The following is a 22,506-nucleotide window of genomic DNA, read 5'->3' as shown; positions in this document are numbered from 1 at the left end:
TGAGAAGTAAAACAACAATACTCATGTCAAACCACATTAATTAAGAAAAATAAACACCCTCCTGCGAACAGGGAAAACAGCAGTGCAGGTATAGAGAAAAGGTGGAATTGCCACCAGATACTCCGGTCACGGGCCATACGTAGCGCAATCAAATTAGCCAACGAGCCAGGCAGAAAACCAAAACCACCAATATTCACAGACCATGCCAGTAACGTTGAGGCCGGTAGAAAATTTAGCAGTAATATGGTAGCGGGAACGTTGCTGATAATCTGCGATAAACCGATTGCCAGCAAGTAGTGTCCAGTCTGACCCCAGTGTGTCACCTGCTGCAAAATGGGAGTTAATAACGGTAAGCGGGTCAGTAGAAGTACGTCAATGAACATCAGAATAAAAACGACTAACAAGCTCCAGTCCAGTAACAAAAGAATACGGGGCGCGCGCCACAAAAAAAACAGCGCGACCACCAACAATGCATAAACGGCCAGATCCAGCTCAAGCGCAATAACAAACAATACATAAAGTGTCGCACACTGTATGAATAGGGCTTTTTGCCATTCTGAGGTTTCACTGTTTTGCTGCCGCTTAACGGGCTGTTTACTAAAGCTGAAAAACGTTAACAGCAACAGAGATGTAATCAGCAACGCGGCTAACGGCAGCATTTGCCAGATAAATTGAAAAAAGCCTTGACGCCCTTGACTCCAAAGTAAAATATTTTGCGGGTTGCCGATGGGCGTTAATAAAGAGCCGGCATTCACGGCCAGCGCTTCAAAAATAATTAATCGGTTAACTGGCAGCTGGGTAAATTTACGCAACGTCAGGGTCAACGGAACAGTAATAAACAGCGCAACATCATTGCTGAGAAAGGTAGAAAGCAGTGCTGAGGCAGCAACCATCAGCAGCGCCAGGGCGCGCTGGGTGCGGAAATGCAGGATGCATCGACGACCAAGTAAATCAAAATAGCCACTGCTTTCTATACCTTTAGTCAGCAGCAGCAAACAAGCGAGCGTGATAATGGTTTTCCAGTTAACCGCGAGGGCTAACTGGCGATAATGAAAATCAGCAAACACACTGATGATCAGCCCTAAAACCAGCAGGGCTTGCAAAAAACGATCGTGCAAAAAAGTACGCAGCAACGAACCCATGGCAGGCATCCGGCAAAGATTGTCAGTTTGTTTGTTGGACGTTACTGAATTTTTGAAATATCGCCAGCGTTTCGTCGCTGACATGATGCTCGATACCTTCGGCATCACGTCGGGCAGTATCCGGACTGATCCCAAGTGCCAACAGAAACGTCTCTACAATATAATGGCGCGCGCGGCTCTCCTCTGCCAGTTTCTCTCCTTCACTGGTGAGAAACACGCCGCGGTAGGGCACTTGCTCAATAAGACCAGCTACGCCGAGGCGTTTTAACATCTTAGCCACCGTCGGCTGGGATACCCCGAGACGGGCGGCCATATCAACCTGACGCGCTTCGCCAAACTCGCGAATCAAATCAGAAATAAGTTCAACATAGTCATCGATCAGCTCGCGGCGGTGCGCCTCCCGCACCTGCCGAAAGCCTTCAACATGCTCTTCAATATCTTTTAACTGGCCATTCGATACCGGCGCAGCGTCTTTCGCGCGACGACTCATTCAGCTTCCTTCTTTCTATACATTACGGACCCGCCATTACTGCATCAGCCAGTTGGGCTGCCATTGTAAACGATGGTTCATGATCCTCAAACAGTCATCTAAATAGCACTGGCTAAATAGTATAGCTTATGCTATAAGTCTCGATATTATACTCACTTCTTAGAAGTACGGAGAGTGTCATGGATAGCGTCTACATCCTACTGATGTTGTTTCTTACTTTTATCGGTGGGCTCTGCCTGGGTCTGACTGCGCAAAAGCGCCGTTAGAAGGCTAACACGCTGTACAGACGGAGGATAAAAATGAAAAAAGTCATTCAAAACCTGCCGCTGTTATTGCGTTCACCGTTTACCCTGCGCCTGATGCTACTTGAAATGCTCATCGCCGATAAAAAAAGTAGCCGAAAATGACAACGCCCGGTAAGCTTAATGTTCACGCCTGCTAACTAAAGGCAAAAAAAATCCGCCTAGACGGCGGATTTTTTTACCGACAGTGGGGATCATCCCACCGGGTATAATCAGAAGCTGTAACCTACACCAACAATCCAGGTGCCAACGTCAACACTACGAATACGGCTCTTCTCGTAACCGGTATCGATAGCGATGTTTTCCATTGGGTTAAACTGCAGGCCCGCACCGTAAGAGAAGCCGACATCACTGCTGCCAGACTTATCACGGGTGTTAATTGCGTTAGAATCGTATTTACCGTAGCCAAGACCGATCACGCCATAGATGCTGGCCCAATCGTTAATGCGGTAAGCAGGACCCGCGGTGATGCCGTAATACTGGCCTTTATCGTTAAAACCATTAACATCATGGTTTTTGGTGGTGTAGGTAAATGAACCAATCCAGCCCAGAGGATTGTTTTCATTTTCCCAACGATATTTCAGGTTGAAACCGTTAGCTTTGTTGACAACGCCCTGCATATCGCTCTGGGCATAACCAAGTGAAACGGTGCTACGTGCCATTGCTGAGCCAGCAGAAACTGCCAGAACACAAGCCAAGGCTGAAAGACATGCAATTTTTTTCATAACCACCTCAAATGTGAAAGTACTTCTTCTCCTGACAACGTTACAAATATAACAAAAGTCAGTAAGAAACTCTGCCCGTAAAAGGTTGTCTAACGATTGTTTTCATGTAACAAAAAGTTAATGAAATCGGATAACATATTGAATTCTAATTAAGAAAAGACCAAAAAAAATTATTTACTCCGCTAAGTAAAAAAAGGTTTTTTGCGCACTTTTTAAAAAAATCTGACATTTCTTGACACTTTTCCTCCTTGTACTTTCGTCAAAAGCACATTTTTCTGCGTCGTGTCGGTTTTTTAATAAGGTTCGATTACAATGAACGTTTATGGCTTATTATCGCAGGAAAGCGAAAGGTCACAGAATGTATTTAAACCGATTTAAATCTTCAGTCTGGTTTCCGATTGCAGTATTGCTGATAGCAATGACGTCCATTCAGGGAGGCGCCGCGCTGGCAAAAACGCTGTTCTCAGAGGTTGGCGCACAGGGAGTTACCGCATTACGACTGGGGCTGGGTACGCTTATTCTGATCGTTATCTTCAAACCCTGGCGCCTTCGATTCAGCAAAGAACAGCGCATGCCTTTACTGATTTACGGTCTGGCATTAGGCGCGATGAACTACAGTTTTTACCTGGCGATACGCACCGTTCCACTGGGTATCGCCGTTGCCCTGGAATTTTGCGGGCCGCTGGCACTGGCGCTGGCTGGATCACGGCGTATCAGTGATTTTATCTGGGTAATTCTTGCGGTATTTGGGCTATACCTGCTGCTCCCCTTAGGAAAAAATATTGGCAGCGTCGATATAAAAGGTGCCATGCTGGCGCTGATCGCCGGTGGTTTCTGGGTACTATACATTCTGACCGGTTCGCGAGCCGGCACTGATCATGGCCCGGCAACAGTGGCCGTTGGTTCATTAATTGGTGCGCTGGTATTCGTACCTATCAGCCTTAGCGCTGCCAGCAGTGAACTGTGGCATCCCGGCATCATCCCAATTGGCATCGCTATCGCCATCCTTTCCGGCGCGTTACCCTACTCGCTGGAAATGATGGCGCTTACCCGTCTGCCAGCGCGAGTATTTGGCACTCTGATGAGTCTTGAACCTGGGATCGCGGCGCTTTCAGGAATGGTATTTCTCGGCGAAATGCTGAACGGATTGCAATGGTTTGGCTTACTGGCGATTATCAGCGCATCTGTCGGTTCGACGCTGACAGCACAGCGGAATAAAGCCACCATCGAATCTATAACGCAATAATTTCGCGTGCAGGGACTGCGCAATCAAATAACGTTTATTATCTGTTCATTTACGGTGTAATTATTTACATACTGAAAAATAGTTCAATAATAATTGATAAGTTTATTCACAATGCAATCTACATGAGGTATTAACTAGCAGACTGGTTTTAAAAATTAATCTCAACCACGCTACTTAAATAACTTTGTTACCAAATAGTTACTCGTTGTTTTTAGCTATTTATGCAATAGTTGAAAACTGAACCACAGAAATAAAAATTCCTGCTACACTGAGTAATGAAGTTCAGGATTAACACATTAAGAGGATATTAATGATGAGTACCGCTAAACTGGTAAAAACTAAATCTTCTGACCTGATTTACACCCGTAATGACGTGGCCGATAACGAGAAAAGAGCTACTATCGAGGTGCTCAATCGTCTGGTAATTGCGTATATTGATCTCTCCTTGATCACCAAACAAGCTCACTGGAACATGCGCGGTTCAAATTTCATTGCTGTTCACGAAATGCTGGATGGATTCCGCACGGCGATTATTGCACATCAGGACACCATTGCTGAACGAGTCGTTCAATTAGGCGGCGTTGCCCTTGGTACTACTCAGGTCGTCAACGATAAAACTACACTGAAAAGTTATCCGCTCAACATTCATAGCGTGCAGGATCACCTACGAGCACTGGCTGACCGCTATGCCGTAGTTGCTAACGACACGCGTAAAGCCATTGGTGAAGTGAGTGATGAAGACAGTGCGGATATTTTCACCGCCGCTTCTCGCGATCTCGATAAATTCCTGTGGTTCATCGAGTCCAACATCGAATAACACATTTATGGTTTGAGTTAGATGTAGCATTTTACAATCAGAGCGTACAAGGCAGAGGCTGGCCCCTCTGCCTTTTTATGTATCCAGTAAATGTTCTCTGCGTCAGCGCTTTTGTTGCGATCCCTGATACTGATTTATTAGCAACCGGTTTCTGTGGATAACCACTGCCTCCTTTAGCTTATGGGGTCGGCACTGTATAGCTGGCCTTTAATTATTATTGGGGCTGCCAGAGCGGTGGTGCACAGCGTTAGTCAGGCATCGTACAGTGCAGTGATAAGTCTAGAAACGCCAGGCGATAAAGCGACTCTGCTTTTGCCCCTGGGCCATCGCCACGGTTTTAACCTCGCGCACGTTCGCACGCTTTAGGTGAGTATAGAGCGCCGGAAGGTTCTCTTTACGTGATACCAAGGTAGTAAACCAGCCACACTGTCGGGCAAAGCCAATGCTTTCTGCGATCATCCGCGTAATAAAGCCACTTTCCCCCCCATCACACCATAGCTCCTGCGGCTGGCCACCAAAGTTGAGCTGAGCATTGACGTCCAGTCCGAGATTACGTTGTTTGCGCTGGCTACCGGCCTGCGCTATTTCAGCAGAACGATGAAAAGGCGGATTGCACAGTGTAGCGTGAAAATATTCACCTTTATGGATGATACCCCTGAAGATCGCCTGCGGATTTTTCTGCCTACGCAGGCGAATTTTGCGATTGAGACCCGGATTAGCGGCAATGATTTTATTGGCAGCGTTGACTGCCAGTTCGTTGATCTCTGAGCCAGTAAAACGCCAGCCGTATTCATACTGCCCAATGAGCGGATAGATAAGATTGGCGCCGCAGCCGATATCCAGTATCGATGTCCCCAGGGTTTGCGGCTCCTGCGCCAGCAGATCGGCAAGATAGTGGATATAGTCCGCCCGACCAGGCACTGGCGGGCAGAGAAATGCCGGTGGCAGTGGCCATGACTGAATAGCATAATGAAATTTCAGCAGCGCCTGATTCAGAGTCAGAACCGCTTGCGGATCGGAGAAATTGATCGTTGCTTGGCCTGCGGGACTGTTAATAATAAATCCATCGAGCGGCGGATATGCCTCGCAAAGCGCGGCCATGTCGTAACGTTCGCGGTGGCGATTACGGGGATGTAACGGGGACTGCTGACGTACGGTCATCATCGCTCTCCTACTGAAGGCGCGTAAGATAACCGCCATAAAATAATTTTACCATTAAAATAATCTTGGGCTAATTTCTGAGGAATATCATGTTCAACGCACGTTATCCTTATCAGCCCTCGCCGGGCCACGGTCTAGCACAGGACCAACTCAAGCCATCATCGGCGCACTGAGCATTGTTCAGGGCACTTTTGAAACCTTTGTCGAGGCGGAACGTCAGCACTTTAACAACGATCTCAGCGGTAAATGGATATTCACTGCCGGGCTGGGCGGCAAGGGGGGAACCTAACCGTTGACTGGCGTGCTGGCCGTTGCCTGCGTACTGGCTATTGAGTGTCAGGGATCGGGCATTGATTTCCGCCTGCGCACCCGCTATGTCGACTATAAAACCCCTACGCTGGATGAGACTCTGAAGATGATTAGCGATGTTACTACCGCGAAAAAAGCGATCTTTTGTCGGCCTGCTGGGTAACGCGGCAGAAAGCTGTGGAATGATCCTGCAACCGGTGTCATGCCCGATGCCGACGTGGGTTACGAGCTGGCGCAGAAGTGACCCCGTCAGTATGAACTGAACCTGTCGCAGCAGAAGTCAACGCGCGGCTCCCGCCAGAGAACGGGAATTTTTTTAGCTGGTCATAACGTAAAGATTAGTTGATTCTCCCTGTGCCCCGCTGAATTTATGGTAGTTTTGGTAATCGGTAATCAGACCGTCAGGGAGATATTGCATGATCCTGCCCGCCTCACTTATCAACTGCGCCACCGTCTGGCGACATCAGCTGCACGCACATCCTGAACTCGGATATCAGGAACACAAAACCGCGGCGCTGGTCGCTGGTGAACTTCGTCAGTACGGCCTTCAGGTACACACCGGACTGGCGACAACCGGCGTCATCGGCACCTTGGAAAACGGCCCCGGCCCGGTTATTGGTCTTCGGGCCGATATGGATGCGTTGCCCGTTTCCGAACGCGGCGGCGCCCCATGGCGTTCGCAAACTGAAGGGATAATGCACGCCTGCGGTCATGACGGCCATACTGCCATGCTGCTGGCGGCTGCACGTTATCTCAGTACCCATCGCTACTTCAGCGGTACGGTACGCTTTATTTTCCAGCCAGCAGAAGAAAACCTTGGAGGGGCGCGAAAAATGATCGGTGACGGGCTATTCAGTCGTTTTCCGATGGATGCGATTTACGGTATGCACAACTGGCCGGGTCTTCCGGTCGGTCACATTGCACTCAACCCCGGCGCGATGATGGCATCGCTTGATGCCTTCACCATCACTTTACAGGGTAAAAGCTGTCATGCAGCAATGCCGGAAAATGGCGCAGATCCGATTGTCGCGGCGGCTCAGCTCATCATGGCGCTGCAAACCATACCAGCGCGTCGCCTCTCGCCGCTTGCCTCAGCGGTTATCAGCGTTACGCAGATTAACGGCGGTGAAGCCATTAACGTTATACCCGACCGCGTGACGCTGAGCGGCACGCTGCGCTGCCTGCAAAACGATGTACGGCAAGAAATAAAAGCGCTGATAGCTTCTTTTGTGGACAGCCTGACCACACCGATGGATATCAAAAGTACGCTGACTTTTTCCGGCGATTATCCCGTTACCAGCAATGATCCTGCCGCTGCCCTGCGGGTAAGGGAATGTGCCCGTTCGCTCCTGCCTGCCGATCATCTTCACTGGAATATTAATCCGTCGATGGCCTCTGAAGATTTCGCCTGTATGCTGGAGCACTGTCCGGGGGCTTACTTCTGGATTGGTGCCGACGGCGCCCTCCCCTGGGCGCCGCTGCACAATGCCAACTATGATTTTAACGATGCCGTGCTGCCACACGGTATCGCGTTCTGGATCGGGCTGGTGGAGCATCTCTGCCCGCCCCATCAGTAACCGGCGTCGGCCAGCTGCTGCAATCCCTGTTCAACGCTGGCAGCTCGTCCCACAGCCAACAGACAGCAGGCAATCTGTAACCTCAGCGACTGCGGCACAGGGATCTTGCGTGCCAGGCAACGTGTTATCCACCTTGCGGTGTCTTCAGCACCCTTAGACGCGGGTAAATCGTCAGCGTCCGGCACCTGCTCAGGCTGACGAGCGACCAGCTCCCGTGGCGCTTCACCAGAGCGAATGAGCGTTATGCCGGGACAGCGCTGCGGGTTGGCATAGATTTCTCCCTCAGTGCCATTCAACAGCAGTGCACTTGCGCCCAGATGCTGAAAAAAATCAGCAACGCGCGCAACGTATTCAGGGTGAGAAACGCTGGAAAGGCGCAGCGTTTGGTGTATACCAAAAGGAGAGAGTAACTTTGCGAGGGTATGCGCACTGTTGCGCACCCCCAGCTGCCAGCGCAGCGCCAGTTGATCTGCGAGCGGTGGGCAAAGCTGGTCTATAGTGATAAACGCAACGTCGCCATTGTCCAGCGCATGCTGCGCATGTTCAACGCTGGCAGCTGGCTGAATGTTTAATGCGGCAAAAACCTGCTTGCTGGTCACCCGCGTTTCATCTTCACGCACGCCGTGCACCAGCACGGGAAAGTCCAGCTTACTGAGTAGCAGCGCGAGCAGCGGCGTCAGATTCGCCTGCCGACGGGCGCCGTTATAACTGGGAATGGTCACCGGCAGCGTGCGCCCCGGCGGGGCTATCAGCTGTGGGACCTTTTCCTGCATTGCCTGATAGAAACCCGGCATCTCCTCCGGCCCTTCTCCCTTAATACGCAGTGCGATCAGTATTGCGCCCAGCGTCAGCGGCGGGACCTTGCCGTCCAGCATCAGGCGGTAAAGGTCACAGGCAGTCTGGCGATCCAAATGGCGGGCATGGTTTTTACCGCGACCAATCTCTTTAATGATGTGGTTAAATTCCATGATTCGACTCTCAGCGGCGGCGCCAGCGGCGCGGATTTTTTTTATGCTCAACGAGCGGAGCCTGCGGCAGCTCGCCCTCTGGCAGTGCGGGTTGCTCAAGTGGGAAAACCGGCAGTGCCGACAGCAGGCGCTTACCGTAGCGTTTGGTTAGCAATCTGCGATCGTAAATAATGATCTCACCGTAGCATTCATGACTGCGAATCAATCGTCCAACCTGTTGTATCAGATTGAAGGAGGCACCGGGCAGGCTTTGTACCTCGAACGGATAGCGCTGCAGGCTCTTCAGCCATTCGCCTTCGGTCAAAATAACTGGGCTGTCGATCGGCGGAAACGCAATTTTATGAATATGTACCTGAGTCAGCAGTTCGCCCTTTAAATCCAGACCCTCAGCAAAGGATTGTAACCCGACCAGAATGCTGGTCTCACCACGTTCCACGCGCTGACGATGTAAGGCGATCAGTGCCGGGCGGGGTTTATCGCCCTGGACCAGCATCGTCAGACGCAGCGAGGGGAGCAGCGAGATAAAATGCTGCATCGCCCGGTTACTGGCAAACAGCACTAAAATACCTTTGTGCCGCTGCTGACTCATCTGCTGGCGAAAGAAGTGAGCCATCTCCGCGAGGTGCTGGCTCTCACCGCTCAGCGTAGGCTCCTGCGTCAGCTGCGGGATCAGCAACCGGCCCTGCTTAATGTGATTGAATGGCGAATTCAGGGCAACGAAACGATCATCAGCCCGCTCCGCCAGCCCACTCATCTCTTGTAAACGATTAAAACTGTTCAACGAGCGTAAAGTTGCGGAAGTCAATACCACGTGGGGAACGTTACGCCATAATAGCTTTTCAAGCTGCTCACTAACGCGAATACCGGCACAGTGGAGCTGCAATAGCTCCTGACCATCACGCAGATCGCGCGTTACCCACTTTGATACCGGTGCGCCGGAAGCCTGGTTCATCGCCGCAAGCCGCCACAGTTTACTGGTGGCCTCAAACCAACCCAGCGCCCGGCTCATTTGCAACAGCGTACTGTGTAATTTAACCAGGTCATGCCTGGCCGTTTTTTCACTCAGATCGTTCAGCAGCGCGTCAGCAAGGCCACGCAGCCCCTCACTCAGTTTCGCCAGTCGCGCGCACAGCGTCATGATCTCATCAGGCAAGTGGCCCATTTCGAAACGATATTCGCCCGGTTGCTCGCCGGGTGGTAACCACAGCGCCAGTAGCTGCGCCAGACTTTGCAGGTGTTCGCGTATCTCTTCACAATGCTGCGTCAGCCGCTCAGCATTCCCCAGGCCGGGCGGCGATTTGGGACGAAACTGCGTCATGCATAGCTCGACCAGTCTCCGGAACAGATCCAGTTGAACGGTGGTCCAGCCTGGGGTAATTTCTCCGCTCATTTCCAGCGCATCGCGCGCCACATCGGGCAAATGGTGGCCTTCATCAATCACTAACAGCAGATCTTTGGCTGGCGGAAGCACTGACTCACTTTCCAGCGCCGCCATTACCAGCGCGTGATTGCTGACGATGACATCCGCATTTTCCATTTCACGCCGGGCAAGAAAGAAAGGACAGGTTTTGAACCAGTGACAATTATTACGCAGGCAGTTGGCTTTGTCGGTACTCAGCCGCTGCCAAAGATCGTCACTAATATTATCGTCGCAGTGGTCGCGCAAGCCGTCCCACTCCGATCGATCCAACGACTTTGCGAGCCCGGCGCACCGTTTCTGCTCTTCCTTACTGGCACTGAAGGTCTCTTCCTGCAAGTACATCAGTAAATCAGGCTGCTGCTGATCACTGGCTAACGCGACCAGGTTGCGCGGGCAAACGTAGCGACCACGGCCATAGGCGGCCGTAAAGCGCAAATCCGGTATTAACTTTTGTAGCAGCGGCAAATCCTTAGCGTAAATCTGTTCCTGTAAGGCAACGTTCGCCGTACTCACGACCAGCGGCTTCTCTTCGGCGCGTCCGATGGCAATCCCCGGGATCAAATAAGACAGGGTTTTACCCACCCCAGTCGGTGCTTCTATCGCCAGATGACGACCCTCTTCGCCAGCCAGCGTTCGCGCCACCTCGGCTATCATCTGACGCTGGGCTACGCGAGGAATAAAATCGGGGATTTGCTGCTGCAGGGCTTTATACCACTGGGCAATCTGTTCTTTTAACGCCGGAGTTAACGCCATAACCACCACTTTGCGACACGCTGACGGCTATTCTCCCACAGCGAGGGGCAGACGTCAGCCTCCCTGACTGAATTGTCTTGCTGGCCAATAAGCTACTTGATGACAACCTGCGGCGGAGAGCCATACTCAATAGGTATACCGTCGCTCCATCAGCCTTCCATCATTTAGCGTAAAAGTCTGCGGCTCGAGGCAACAGGCTACATCGGCGAAATACGCACGTTATTAAAAGAAAGCCTAAATTAACGAGGGGATCAAATTGTACATACAAAATAAAGGTTGTACAGATTAATGGTATTGGTTAAGTTTAAGGCGCTACAATCTGAAAGTCAGAGTTTAAGGAAGGTGATGGCTATATATAGTATTGGTGATGTGGCTGAACGCTGCGACATTAATCCGGTCACCCTACGCGCATGGCAGCGTCGCTATGGATTGCTGAAGCCAAAACGCACGGAAGGTGGACATCGTCAGTTTGATGACGAGGACATCCAGCGCATTGAGGAGATCAAACGCTGGATAGAAAGCGGCGTTCCGGTCGGTAAAGTTAAAGTGCTGCTGAGTGGAGATAACGTCGAAGTCCATGACGGCTGGGCTGCCTTGCAGGAAGAAATGATGATGGTGCTACGTCACGTCCGCCCTGCCAAGCTACGTGCCAGAATCCTGTCAGCGGGTCGTGAACATTCCGTTGACGCCCTCATCGATCACGTTTTTGTCCCGGTACGTCAGCGACTGGGGCTCGATCAAAACACCGCCCGCACCATGTGTAGTCTTCTGGATGGCGCGCTGATCGACTACGTTGTTTTTTGCCTTAATGCTTCTCGTAAAAAAGCGGGTAAAGATGCACTGTTGATCGGCTGGGGCAACGAAGATCGCACCCGGCTATGGCTGGAAGCATGGCGACTGTCTCAACAGGGATGGCGTATTGACGTGCTGGCTGAACCACTCGATCATCCCCGTCCTGAACTGTTCCCTGGTCAGCATATCTTTGTTTATACAGGCAATAAACTCTCACATCGCCAACAGGAACAGCTCTTCCATTGGCAGGATCAGGGTTTTTCTATCGCCGCCCACGTGAGTTAAAGCTCGGTCTCTTTAAGTAAAAAAATGCTAAAGGGCGTATACTACCGCCCCTTTTCGCGACGGATTTTCACCTATGAACTGGCAAAAAATTGCTGTCATCCTGCTGTTTTTATTTATGGCTATCTGTGGCGTAGGCGGCGTCATGCTGGTCGGATACTCGGTGATCGTTCACGCCAGGTAGCTTATTGCACACTACGCGGTTTATGCAGAATTTATACTCAGGATTGTTGCTATCCTGCCTTATCCGGAATGACCGTAATATTTGCCAGCGCAGGAGCGTCAAACTCATCCAGCCACCGGGTGGAGTACGGATACGGGCTGCGTTTACCGGTGTAAAACAGCATCGGTATCACCAGTGGCCGTTTTTTATGCCCTGCCTACAGGTGGCGCTGCATAGCCGCCACCGCATAGCTTATCTAGCGGAAAGCCATCTGTTTATCCGGCGTTGCCTGGTGCTCTTATGAAAAGCGATTGATTATCCGACGCTGATAGACTAAATCCTCGGGTTAGGACTCAGTCTGTTGCTGTATTAGTCTACAGGATATGATCACCACGAAGCAGCGCGATAAGGCGATCTGATGGTCTGAATTATCGTGGCTTTATACGTTATTTACGATCGGGTTTTAGCCGACTATCAAGCTGGAACGGTATAGCCTCAGCCTTCTCAATGATCCCGTAAAAAAAAACCGGGTGTTCAGGATTTAACAGGTAGTCATATTCCATTGGCGATAGCGCACTGGGCACATGCAGCGCTATCGAATCTTTAGAAAAACACCAGGCATCGCCGTATACGGTCAGTTCTGGCGGAGCGTCTTCATCAGCCGATAGAGGATCAAGAGTACACCCCATGCTCCAGACGTGTGATCAATTTAATGATATCGTAAGCCCCAGTTTCAGATGCAATCAGTCCTGCCGGGACTTGCCAACTTAGCGCCCTGTTGGCTCATTTCCCCATTTTGAGCCTCTTCCTTATCACCTTCAAACAACTCTATCGCCCGATCAATAACGCCGATAATACGAACCAGTCGTTCGCTTTGCCCGGAACTGAATCGCGCTTTTACGCTGCGACTAAACGTCGTTGACGGAATGACGGACATTTTGCCCAGATCGTTTGGTGTTATCTACGCCCAGTCAACGATCAGCTTAGCAGCCTTGCCATCAAGACCTTCATTAATCTGCCCCAGCAGCGCCACACCATCTGAATTGTTTAATCCGGCCACCTGCCATAAACGGGGTGGTCTGACCTGAGTTGTGGATAAGCTAAATGTTTTCATATCCCCGCCATTTAAAGGTTTTAGCATAAACATTTGGTTGGTTGAGTGTAAATATTAGCCTCCTGACCTGCATTTAGCTTTCGTTACTCCCCAAACTCTTGCTCTACTTTGCGATGTTTTTTATGCGGGGTATTTGAAACCAAAAAACTTCGTTAACTTAAAGGGGGTATGTTGTCACTTCACACAATCATTCGCTTTTCATAAGAGCACTTATGCAGTGCACCGCCTAAGTGCTCGACCAGGACATGAATATATCCGTCGCCGTCGGTAATTTTCAGGCTTTAGAGCACGCCGCTGAAATACTGGCGGAGATCTTCCTCAACGAACGAGCCGGATTCCAGCTTCAGCGTGCTGAGATCGCAGACTGCACGCAATTCTGCTGGCAGACGGATTTCCATGAAATCACGGGCAATATCCGGACACGTCAGAAACTGTCTTAACGTGGCGTCCTGGGGAGTGGATGTGCTGCTTTTCTTCTTCATCAGTCCCGGCGCTCAGAATGCCCCGAAGAGGTTATCACAGCCCGAAAAAACGAGTATTTTGCTAAACGGAGGTGCTGATATTTCAGAGGGTTATCGAGAGGGACCGACGCCCTCCTTTACTCGTTTTCTTTATTGCAGACGCGTATTACCGTCATGTTGGATACACCTGCCAGACGGGCTGTTTCGCGCAGAGATTTCCTGTGAATCAGGCGAAGAATGTGTATCAGTACATGTGTCTGTGCATCGCCCATCCTGCCCTGATATTTCCCTTCTGCTTCAGCCTTACTGATATCTTTTGCCTGGCGGCATCCACTCTCGTCGTTTTTTCTTGCGGTGGCCGCAAGCATATCCAGATTAGTCCTTTCATTAGTTAATGGCTACTTTTTAACCAGCAATCAGACTTTTAAGACGTACTCAACTTTGTCGTTAAAATGCAGCGATTTTCACTAATAATGAGGCTATCTAATCGCTAACTTAGCAATAGCGCTATATATTCAAATGATGTTTTTGATCAAAAATCATCCAGCGGCTTCCACTATGCTGCTGATTCACTATGACTGTCTGTCCGCGGGTATCACACGTATGTACTGAGCACGCACAACCGGGCATGGTGATGGCTGAGCGGAATAACGGGATCACACCACGCAGCATATCAGGATTCGCTGTCTGGTAGCGCGGCTGGAAACGATATTTTGCGGGCGCAAACAGATTTCGGAACAACACGAAACCATGGATAAATTTTTCTAAAAATCAAATGTCGTGTTGAGCGGTCGGTCCGTTTCGATCGCCATCACCTGATACGCCACCGGCATGAGAACATCCTGAAAGTGATGTGTTGTCAGCGTTGAAACAGTGCTGTTATCTGGCTGCCTTCAAGCCGGCAATATCCATTTTGCTTGCTGCGCGGCGTTAACCTCACGGCCCCCCTTATACCAATAACGTTATCCAGGAACATTCCTATGCCTTATATCTCTGCATTAAAAAAAGACATAACATACAGGAAAGATTACGCCCGGAATGAAAACCACAACGACGCTGAGCAGCAAGGCCAGCATAAGGCGGCAGCCTCATTTTGCCGCGCGGCGTCACGCTCAGCAGGCCGGCAGGCTGACAGTCATAACGACAGCCTGTTTGCTTATCTCCGCGACGTGCACCAGGCAGAAGCGCAGGAATTCAGGCGCAAGGGCCATAATGTGCAGATACCCGCGCTTAATCCGACATTAGTCGCACAGCTGCGTGAGGCACTGGCCGGCGCGCAGCAGAGCGGTGTCTTAGCGTCTGCCAGGGCCGGCAGGTCTGATGACGAGTGGCGACAGCGCCAGCTTGCTGCTCTCGACAAGCTGACAGCGCGTCTGTCTGACAACGCGCAGCGCTGGATTGACCATCAGCTGGGCGCTGTTCACGGTGACCCAAAATATGACGCGAAAAACCGGGCGGCGGCGCAGCAGCTGGCCGGACGGCTGGCGTCCGCGCTGCGAACGCTGAAGAATGCGGTTGATGTGCTTTTCCCGGCCGATGGTGGCGCCGTCATGCCGGACGGCGACATCGCCCGCGTAATCCGTGCGCTGCACAGTGAGGCAGAAAAAGACCGGGAAATAGCCCCGTTGCTATCGGCAACCGCCTGTTCTTTCTTCAGCGAGCTGGCGGAGTATTTCACCTCGCTTGGCACCCGGCTCAGTTCTGACAGACCTCAGGCCGCGGGGATTGACCCGGCGTCGGTGCGCCGGCTGCATGACGCCGTGACCGACGCCCGCGCGCAGTTAAACCACGGCATCAGCACCGGAGGGCCGTTTGATGCACCGTGGATGCGGGAAAAACTCAGCGCCATAGCGGCATTCGCCGCCCGGCTGTCAGAAGATAACGTCCGCCAGTGGATCAGCCATGAAAAAGCCATTAAAAACGCAGATAGTTACCCGTCGCTGATCATGCCGCTGACGTCCGCGATGCAGACGCTGACCGACATTACCGAAGAACTTCTGACTCCGGGCAAACTGACGGGATTCTCCACTTTCGGCGTGTTGCTAAAGAATGTCGGACATCAGGCCGGAATAATTGCGGATATCGCCGGGCAGCGGCAGGGGTCGCTGGCTGATTTCTTCAGGGACGTCTCGCAGTTTCTTGAAAATCTCCACCGGGAAATGAAGGACAAGTCGGTCAGACAGACCTCCAGCCCCCCGGATTGGTTCAAAAAAAAGGGGGCGCAGTGCGCCATCCTGCTGGCGGAGGCCAGCACGCTCAGAGCCGGGCTACACAGAAAGTTGCTGGACGTCGTACCGCCGCTCAACCCGGCAATGGCATCAGAGCGGCTGACTGCGGAATCCATTGTCAGAAGCATTCTGTGGTCGTGGCAGCAGATGGCGATAAAAACCCGTGACGCCAGCAGTGCGCTGTATGCAAAAACAAAAGTGCTGTATCCCATAAAGGATCGTGTGTTACCTGCGCCCGCATCGCACGACGGGGAAAACCGGGAAGATAACGATGCGGTAGCGGACAGCGCCGCGGTTCAGCAACGCACATCTGACGGCGATGAGCGAAAAAAATCCGCAAGCGTCCTGAGCGAAAAGATGGCGGAGTTGGATCGCCTGCTGGCGTGTGATATCGGGAGAGCAGCAAAAATCAACAGATGCCTCGCGACCGGGAAGGATGGCATTGCCAACAGTCTGGAAAAGCAGGCGCTTTCTGTTTACATAAACAGCAAAGATTCACTTTCTGAGTCCGTCTCCCGCAATCTGTGGTCAGCCTATGAAAAGCTGACGGGGGCATTTATGTATGATATTGCCGAAAGGCTTGCCGCCGCGGGCAGCGCGCTGAATAAGGCGATCATCGCTGCCGGCGACCGCGAACCCCATTATCACGAGGCGAAGGAAAGGTCAGAAGAAGCCCTGCTGCTGGCAACACAAGTCGAAAAGACACTCGCCGCCGCCGCCGCGAAACTGACTGGCCGCACGCTGGACGAATATTCGCGCGGTGCGCGTCTTGCCCGGCACTGGGCGGAGATCGCTCGGCAAAAAATGCCGGAAGACTGGGTGGAGCCGAACGCGGAGCAGGTGTCTGCCTTACTGAAAAAGCACCGGCTGACCGACGATGTGCTTTCAGCCGGCGATCCGCAGGGCTTTCTGTTTGCCACCCGGCTTGCCGCTGAGTTTGAAAATGCCCGCATCGGTGAGCTGAAGCCCGCGATAAGCCCGGAGCAGTATGCCGGCCTGGAAAAAGGGCTGGCCGAATACCTGACGAAATGGGGACAAAGAAAAATATCAGATCGCGCCGCGCGTATTGCTGTGGATCTCTCTTTGGATGCGCTGGGGTATCTGACCATCGGCCTGAGTGACCTGACTGGCATGGCTTTCAGGGCAGGGAGAGCCTGTATAAAAATACCCTGGTCACTTCATAAGTTAAATAAACACATCATGCCGGGCAGTGATATTCCTTATGGGGCTGTCTGTGACCTGCTGGAGAAGAAATTAACACAGCTGGGGTTCAGCGTATTGATTTCACCCGTACCGGGGATGATCAAACTGGCGGCAGGTGGCGCGTTAGTCGCGGGCGCAGGGGTGATCAACTACCGGGTTGGAACAAAAGAAAATACCTTTGACGCGATTTATGGACGGGTGACGACAGGGAAAAAGAGTCAACACATTAACATGGACTCTGGCGGGCAGATGCTGTCTGATTTGGTGCTCAGCGGCACCGCCATTGCCGGTTTTAAAGGCGCAACCGGTGCTCTGAAGGCCGGCGCGAATGTACCGGGTGCGCAGGTCCGGGAATATCCTGAGTGGCATCCGGCCAGTGAGGAGCAAAGACGGCATGACGTGATGATGGGTTCAGGCGCCGGGCGACAGACGCCGGTCAGTGGGACGCCAACCGACGCCGCGGAGCAGAAGTTACCGGCGGCTGCTGAGGCTGAGGCTGAGGCATTCGCCGGGAGCGGTGATAGTGAGGAGGCACACCCGCGAAGCAGAGGCAAGCGCAGCCTGGAGACTCAGGATGCAACAGCGGGCGCGTCGACCGGGCAGAGTTTACGGGCAGACCAGGTGGATTTTACTCCTCAGGAAGCCTGGAAGACATTTACTGATGACAAGAAAAAAACCACCTATCTGTACGGCATTAAGCAGGTGTTATGCCAGATAGAAAGCGATCAGAGCTTACCGCCGCGCGTCCGAAAGAATGCTCATCTGGCCAGAATCGGCGCCCCTCTCGTCGTCCCTGCTGATATCGCGGGGTATCAGCTCAACAACACGTTCCTGCTCCCTGATGCGCCGGGATCCAAATCCGGCGTCCTTGTTCGTCTGGATTCCGCACAGCCGTATTATTATGTAAGTAAAGGGAACGATCTGCTGGCCAATATTAAGTGGGCTTTTCCTCACGATGCGAATCAGAGGAAACGAAAAACACGTTTACCTTTCACTTTGACCACAATTGGTGGCGCAGAATTCCTGATGTATGAGAATGCCCAGGGTTTTCTTAGCGGTCTCAGAGACGGGACTTATGATTTCAATGATTATTTTAACCGGAATAATCCGTCTGCGGTCAATATTGCGAGCCTCTCTTCAGCGCTGGCGAGCACCATTGAGAACGATTATAAACTCAAAGGGAAAACCCCTGAGAATAAGCTGTTAATCACTAGGGCGATTCTTGGCGCTCTGATCCCCGACCCGGCCATGACAACAACCCAGCAAAAATACAAACTTCAAATTACCTGGGAGAGTCTGACGCCCGCCGAGTATCTGCGGTCATTTGCACGGCCATTCTCAACGCTCAGCGGGCAGACACAACTCGTGGTCAGCGACATCACAGGGCAGACGGTTCAGCAGACAGCGATAAATGTAGATAAGGCAGAATACATCGGCAGCTGGTTTGACGTGAGCGTCGGGGCCGTCACTTCATTTACATCGGGGGGGATCGTTCTCAGTGCCGTGCAGGCAGCCGCGGAGATTGCTGCCAATGTGGCAGACGGCGAGCAGCTGGATCCGCTGGCGGTTGCCGCGCTGACTGTCAGGAGCATTTCTGGCGGTAGCATCGCCGTCAAGCTGGGAAAATTCAGCCTAATTGGCGGGACCACGGTCAAATACGCGCTGATGGTTGCAGACAAAGCTGTCGACCTGGCGACTGTCGGGCAGAGCATCAAACAGGCTTACGAGACAGGAGAGCCGCTGGCCATTTATCAGGCGTTACTGACCAGCGGCATGAGTGTAAAGCACTCCTATGATATGGCAAAAAATATCGCTGCACAGATAAAACTCAGCAAACCCATGGAAGCATCCGCCTCTCTCGAAGCACTTGAGGAAATAGCAAGCGAGTTACCGGTCCATAAAGTGGAGTCTAACCTGCCGGTACGCAGCTTTAAAATCGGCAATACCGCGCTGCAAGGTAAAATCAACACCGGCGAATTCATGATTTCCAGAGATAACCGCGTCAGCTGGGAAAAGGGCAACCGCCTCCAGCTGCTCGCCTACAAGGTGCATAATGTCGACGGCGGACGCCAGCTTCCTGAAGCCGACGTATTCACGCAGACAAATGCCCCGGATGCCGACACGTCGGGCAGGGCGGGAGCAGGCGAGCGGAACGCTTTTGGAGAGGGCCTGGATTTTTCGCTGATTGATAAGGCACCCGGTGAAACGGAGAAGGCGTTACAGCGCTTTCTTTTTTCAGCGGGCCCGCATGCTGACAATCTGAAAAGATTCCGTGACAATCCATGGGGTTATGGTTACGAGGCGATGCTTAAGACATTCAATGTTCTGAAGGCACAGGGATTAAATCCCCGTGTGGTCGGTATGCTGGTCTATAAAAATCCCCATGATACCGGGCCTGAAAACCATTATGCAGTTCGTATCGCCAGAGATGGTGCCGATTTCGTAATCGACCCGACCATCCGTCAGTTTGATCCGGGGTTCCCGGACAGCGCGACGGTATTGCCTTATGCCGAATGGGAAAGTTTTATGAAGGAAGCAGCCGGAACGGGCGTCGGGCATTTTATCCTCTTGAAGGAATTTGCCGGTCCGTTGTCGGCCAGAAGAGTCGTGTCCGACATCCAGTCGTCCATGGGTAAGTTTTATCAGAGCGCGATGATCCAGGAAAGTAATGTTAATATATTAAACATCAATATAAAATTTAAAAACTTTATTATTGAAGCACTTGAAAACCGGGAGAATGCGCTAAGTAAATTAAAAACCAGCGGCAAAAATTCCAAGCACATCCGGAAAGATATAGAAAACCTGAAAAAGCTCAAGACCAGATTCAATCTGCTTTCACCTGGAGAAATCAAGCCGTCGGAAAAAGTCGGTAATAAAATAAAAAGAATTTCTTCGAGTCATACTGTGGCTGACTCAGATATCGACGCTATCGAAGCATGTCAGGACAGCAGCAGCGATATCATTAGCACCGTGACTGGCAGACACTATCTTAAAATAGGAAAAAATGCCTGGCTGGAGGTTGAGCAGGGTAAGAACAAAAACAAGATGCGGATTACTCATCAAGGTCTGAAAGATATTGCTATCAGATTCGACAAAAAAAAGAAAAAGTGGAGAGTGGCCGATTATGGAAAAATGAGTAAAGACACTTTTTCGGGTTCAGGAACGGTAAAAACAACCACTGGCGCAGGCTTTAAAATCTCAGTCCCATTACCCGCTTCTGACCTAGCAGGTAATAACGGCGGATTACTAAATATCTCCGATAAAAGAAAAACTGAAGTGTCACAAACCAAAGATAATAGAAGTCATGATGGAGTCCTGGATAAAGATCTCAATACCGGCGTTAACCCACCATCCCATTCTGCTGAAAAATCACCGAATGATGATGGACAGACTTATCCTGTTTATTCTGGTTTATTCCGACATCCTGACACTTCGTTTGACCGGACGACCGCACATCGTGTAACGCTCAATAAAGTCAGTGAATTTGTACTCAAAACAAAATTCGGCTGGCAAAAAGTACAGGTGTTTGATGCAAGCACGGGGAAATACACCGACAGCAGTGATTTTATGCTGACCCGCACCGGATTCACGGTCGAAAATGAGAAGTATCTTTCTTCCCAAAACCTGTACGCGGCGGTTGAAGACATGAAAAATACGTCATACAGACTGACTGGCGCACTGAGTCAATATTCAGGCCCAGATAAATCTGACATCCTCGACAATTTGCAGATCATTAAGCAGGCTCTGGAAGATATCAGCAAGAGTGTTGTTCCTGATAATACCGTACCTGATATTACCACCTACGCGCTGATGAAAAACAGGCAATCTTACTATGAAGGAAATACATATTACGGATTGGCTAATGTTCACTTTGATGTTGCTCAATCCGACCTATCAGTTCATTATCTGATCGCACATCCTTATGTGGTGGTGAATAAATATCCTGCGTTCAGGGATTATCTCATCAAGCAGGGTCTGGTCTCTGCCGAGATGCTCGCGAATTACAACATCAAAAATGTTGCACGGTATCTCGGTGCTCACATCCTGAATAGCGAACTAAAATTTCACAATTCAATCCCAGGCACCAAAGTTAAATCAATTTCTTTTTACTCTGCTAATCCGATAACCCAACACCTGGGATACTCACTTGAAAGGTTCACGAGGTTATTATCACTAAGACAATCCCGTGAGGGTAACCGCTTCGATTACGCCAGCCCTGATGTGTTATCACAACATCAGCTGCTCGCTCCTTATCAGGAGGGGCTGGATGATCTGAGAACCCAGGTGAGAGATGAATTTAACCCGGTGAGGCCGGTAGAAGTGATATCCGATGAGGCCACGGAGAAAAGGATAACGAGATTAATGCATGACTATCAGGCAGAAATCATTTCTGAAAACCTGCTGATGTCCAGGAGATTAGGTGAGTCGCGTGAGCTGCGCGAATTCTCTCAGGAAGTTATTAAGTCGATAAAGAAGGCATTCATAAAAGTCTCTCAGGTAAAATCCCTGTTTGATGAAGCCGATTCTCGCCCCGAAATCAAGGCTGAACTGAAAAGAATGCTCAATGAGGCGACCGGTCTGAATGATGATAAAACCATCGAAATTGATAAAAAAGACATTACTGCGATTTCTAACATGGTGTATGACCGGTTTAAAGAAAACCTTGTTGGAGTATATAGCTTTCTGAGCAGCCAGATAACCCATAACTACACCGCTTTTAATGTAATTGAGTATAAGCAGTTTGATTCATCCAAGCCGGATGCGTTTGCCCTGCCCTATGACAGGCAGCAGCGGATCCTGCTGGCGATGCTCCCTAAAACACTCCGTCATGGTGGTATGACGGATACCGTGATCCATGAGGCGTCGCATAACGCCGCAGCCACGCTTGATCATACCTATATAGGTAACATACGCGCCGAAAGCGGTTCATTTCCGCGCTCATTTCAGCAATCTGCCCGTGAAGATAGCCATTTTTTTGCAGATGACCGGATCAGTAAATTTAGCGCGACTTATGCGCTGGGTTTACCGGCAAGTGCCGTCCTCACCCCGCAACAGGAGCTTACAGCAAGGGATCTAATCGAGTGCAGCAAACTGGTTAAAGCCGATACTCTGTTAAACGCGGCGGAATATATTACCTATATTATTGACGTTCTAAGCCGTCACCACATACAAGGCTCCCGCATCTGGCCGAATGAGGGCACATCCAGACCAAAACGCAATGATGATGCAAGAAATCACAGACTTGAACTGACCATTATAGAGGCGGTTCTGGGCTTAAGTCTTCACTGAGATTCATATTACTGGCACTGTTACAGGGATAGCAGCATTGATAATCTTTGCTGGCGTTTCAACC

The 22,506-nt window shown here is 50.9% G+C and carries 13 protein-coding genes and 5 pseudogenes; 7 read left to right on the top strand and 11 right to left on the bottom strand.

Annotated features, from left to right (window positions below; genetic code table 11):
- Positions 1-26: 26 nt before the first annotated feature.
- From BM191_RS00740 to ompX, 3 genes are all read right to left on the bottom strand, one after another.
- Positions 27-1,142 carry an SLC13 family permease gene (locus tag BM191_RS00740; protein WP_092873811.1) on the bottom strand — a complete coding sequence of 372 codons (1,116 nt, stop codon included), beginning with the start codon at positions 1,140-1,142 and terminating at the stop codon, positions 27-29.
- Between the two features lie 22 nt (positions 1,143-1,164).
- Positions 1,165-1,632 carry a manganese-binding transcriptional regulator MntR gene (mntR, locus tag BM191_RS00735; protein WP_092873808.1) on the bottom strand — a complete coding sequence of 156 codons (468 nt, stop codon included), beginning with the start codon at positions 1,630-1,632 and terminating at the stop codon, positions 1,165-1,167.
- Positions 1,633-2,146: 514 nt separating this feature from the next.
- Entirely contained in the window at positions 2,147-2,659 is a 513-nt protein-coding gene (gene ompX, locus BM191_RS00730) for an outer membrane protein OmpX (RefSeq protein WP_092873805.1), read from the bottom strand.
- Between the two features lie 358 nt (positions 2,660-3,017).
- Between ompX and rhtA the strand changes: the two genes are divergently transcribed.
- Positions 3,018-3,905 (top strand): threonine/homoserine exporter RhtA, encoded by an 888-nt coding sequence (rhtA, locus tag BM191_RS00725; RefSeq protein WP_092873802.1) that lies wholly within the window; start codon positions 3,018-3,020, stop codon positions 3,903-3,905.
- 313 nt (positions 3,906-4,218) lie between these two features.
- Positions 4,219-4,722, top strand: coding sequence for a DNA starvation/stationary phase protection protein Dps (gene dps, locus BM191_RS00720; protein ID WP_092873799.1), 504 nt, complete (start codon positions 4,219-4,221; stop codon positions 4,720-4,722).
- Between the two features lie 279 nt (positions 4,723-5,001).
- Here dps and rlmF read toward each other — a convergent pair whose 3' ends face one another.
- Positions 5,002-5,886, bottom strand: a complete 885-nt coding sequence (gene rlmF, locus BM191_RS00715) for a 23S rRNA (adenine(1618)-N(6))-methyltransferase RlmF (protein WP_092873796.1) — start codon at positions 5,884-5,886, stop codon at positions 5,002-5,004.
- A gap of 157 nt (positions 5,887-6,043) precedes the next feature.
- On the opposite strand from rlmF, the pseudogene BM191_RS00710 reads away from it, so the two are divergent.
- Positions 6,044-6,365: pseudogene (locus tag BM191_RS00710) on the top strand (urocanate hydratase); the annotation flags it as partial.
- A 243-nt stretch (positions 6,366-6,608) separates the two neighbouring features.
- The gene (locus BM191_RS00705; protein ID WP_092873793.1) at positions 6,609-7,769 is read left to right on the top strand and encodes a M20 aminoacylase family protein; all 1,161 of its coding nucleotides are present in this window, start codon (positions 6,609-6,611) and stop codon (positions 7,767-7,769) included.
- Here BM191_RS00705 and ybiB read toward each other — a convergent pair.
- Complete coding sequence (gene ybiB / locus BM191_RS00700) at positions 7,763-8,737, bottom strand: DNA-binding protein YbiB (protein ID WP_092875130.1); 975 nt, start codon at positions 8,735-8,737, stop codon at positions 7,763-7,765. The two genes, BM191_RS00705 and ybiB, sit on opposite strands and share 7 nt — an antisense overlap.
- A gap of 10 nt (positions 8,738-8,747) precedes the next feature.
- The gene (dinG, locus tag BM191_RS00695; protein WP_092875128.1) at positions 8,748-10,910 is read right to left on the bottom strand and encodes an ATP-dependent DNA helicase DinG; all 2,163 of its coding nucleotides are present in this window, start codon (positions 10,908-10,910) and stop codon (positions 8,748-8,750) included.
- A 345-nt stretch (positions 10,911-11,255) separates the two neighbouring features.
- On the opposite strand from dinG, the gene BM191_RS00690 reads away from it, so the two are divergent.
- Together BM191_RS00690 and BM191_RS00685 are read left to right on the top strand one after the other, a co-directional pair.
- The gene (locus BM191_RS00690; RefSeq protein WP_092873791.1) at positions 11,256-11,987 is read left to right on the top strand and encodes a MerR family transcriptional regulator; all 732 of its coding nucleotides are present in this window, start codon (positions 11,256-11,258) and stop codon (positions 11,985-11,987) included.
- Positions 11,988-12,060: 73 nt separating this feature from the next.
- Positions 12,061-12,168: a protein YohO gene (locus tag BM191_RS00685; RefSeq protein ID WP_092873788.1), complete on the top strand. Its 108-nt coding sequence runs from the start codon at positions 12,061-12,063 to the stop codon at positions 12,166-12,168.
- 61 nt (positions 12,169-12,229) lie between these two features.
- Here the strand turns inward: BM191_RS00685 and BM191_RS00680 are convergent.
- From BM191_RS00680 to BM191_RS00660, 5 genes and pseudogenes are all read right to left on the bottom strand, one after another.
- A pseudogene (locus BM191_RS00680) lies at positions 12,230-12,445 on the bottom strand (Rpn family recombination-promoting nuclease/putative transposase); the annotation flags it as partial.
- A gap of 148 nt (positions 12,446-12,593) precedes the next feature.
- Complete coding sequence (locus tag BM191_RS00675) at positions 12,594-12,836, bottom strand: RES family NAD+ phosphorylase (RefSeq protein WP_230479474.1); 243 nt, start codon at positions 12,834-12,836, stop codon at positions 12,594-12,596.
- Positions 12,820-13,261: pseudogene (locus BM191_RS17420) on the bottom strand (antitoxin Xre/MbcA/ParS toxin-binding domain-containing protein). Before BM191_RS17420 ends, BM191_RS00675 begins: the two are co-directional and overlap by 17 nt.
- A gap of 284 nt (positions 13,262-13,545) precedes the next feature.
- Positions 13,546-13,743, bottom strand: a pseudogene (locus BM191_RS00665) (Rpn family recombination-promoting nuclease/putative transposase); the annotation flags it as partial.
- 116 nt (positions 13,744-13,859) lie between these two features.
- Positions 13,860-14,096, bottom strand: a pseudogene (locus BM191_RS00660) (recombinase family protein); the annotation flags it as partial.
- Positions 14,097-14,702: 606 nt separating this feature from the next.
- Here BM191_RS00660 and BM191_RS00655 point away from each other — a divergent pair.
- Entirely contained in the window at positions 14,703-22,442 is a 7,740-nt protein-coding gene (locus tag BM191_RS00655) for a hypothetical protein (protein WP_092873785.1), read from the top strand.
- Positions 22,443-22,506 lie beyond the last annotated feature (64 nt).

Source organism: Izhakiella capsodis, from assembly GCF_900115045.1.
GTDB lineage: Bacteria > Pseudomonadota > Gammaproteobacteria > Enterobacterales > Enterobacteriaceae > Izhakiella > Izhakiella capsodis.
This window is presented reverse-complemented; position numbering and strand designations above follow the sequence as displayed.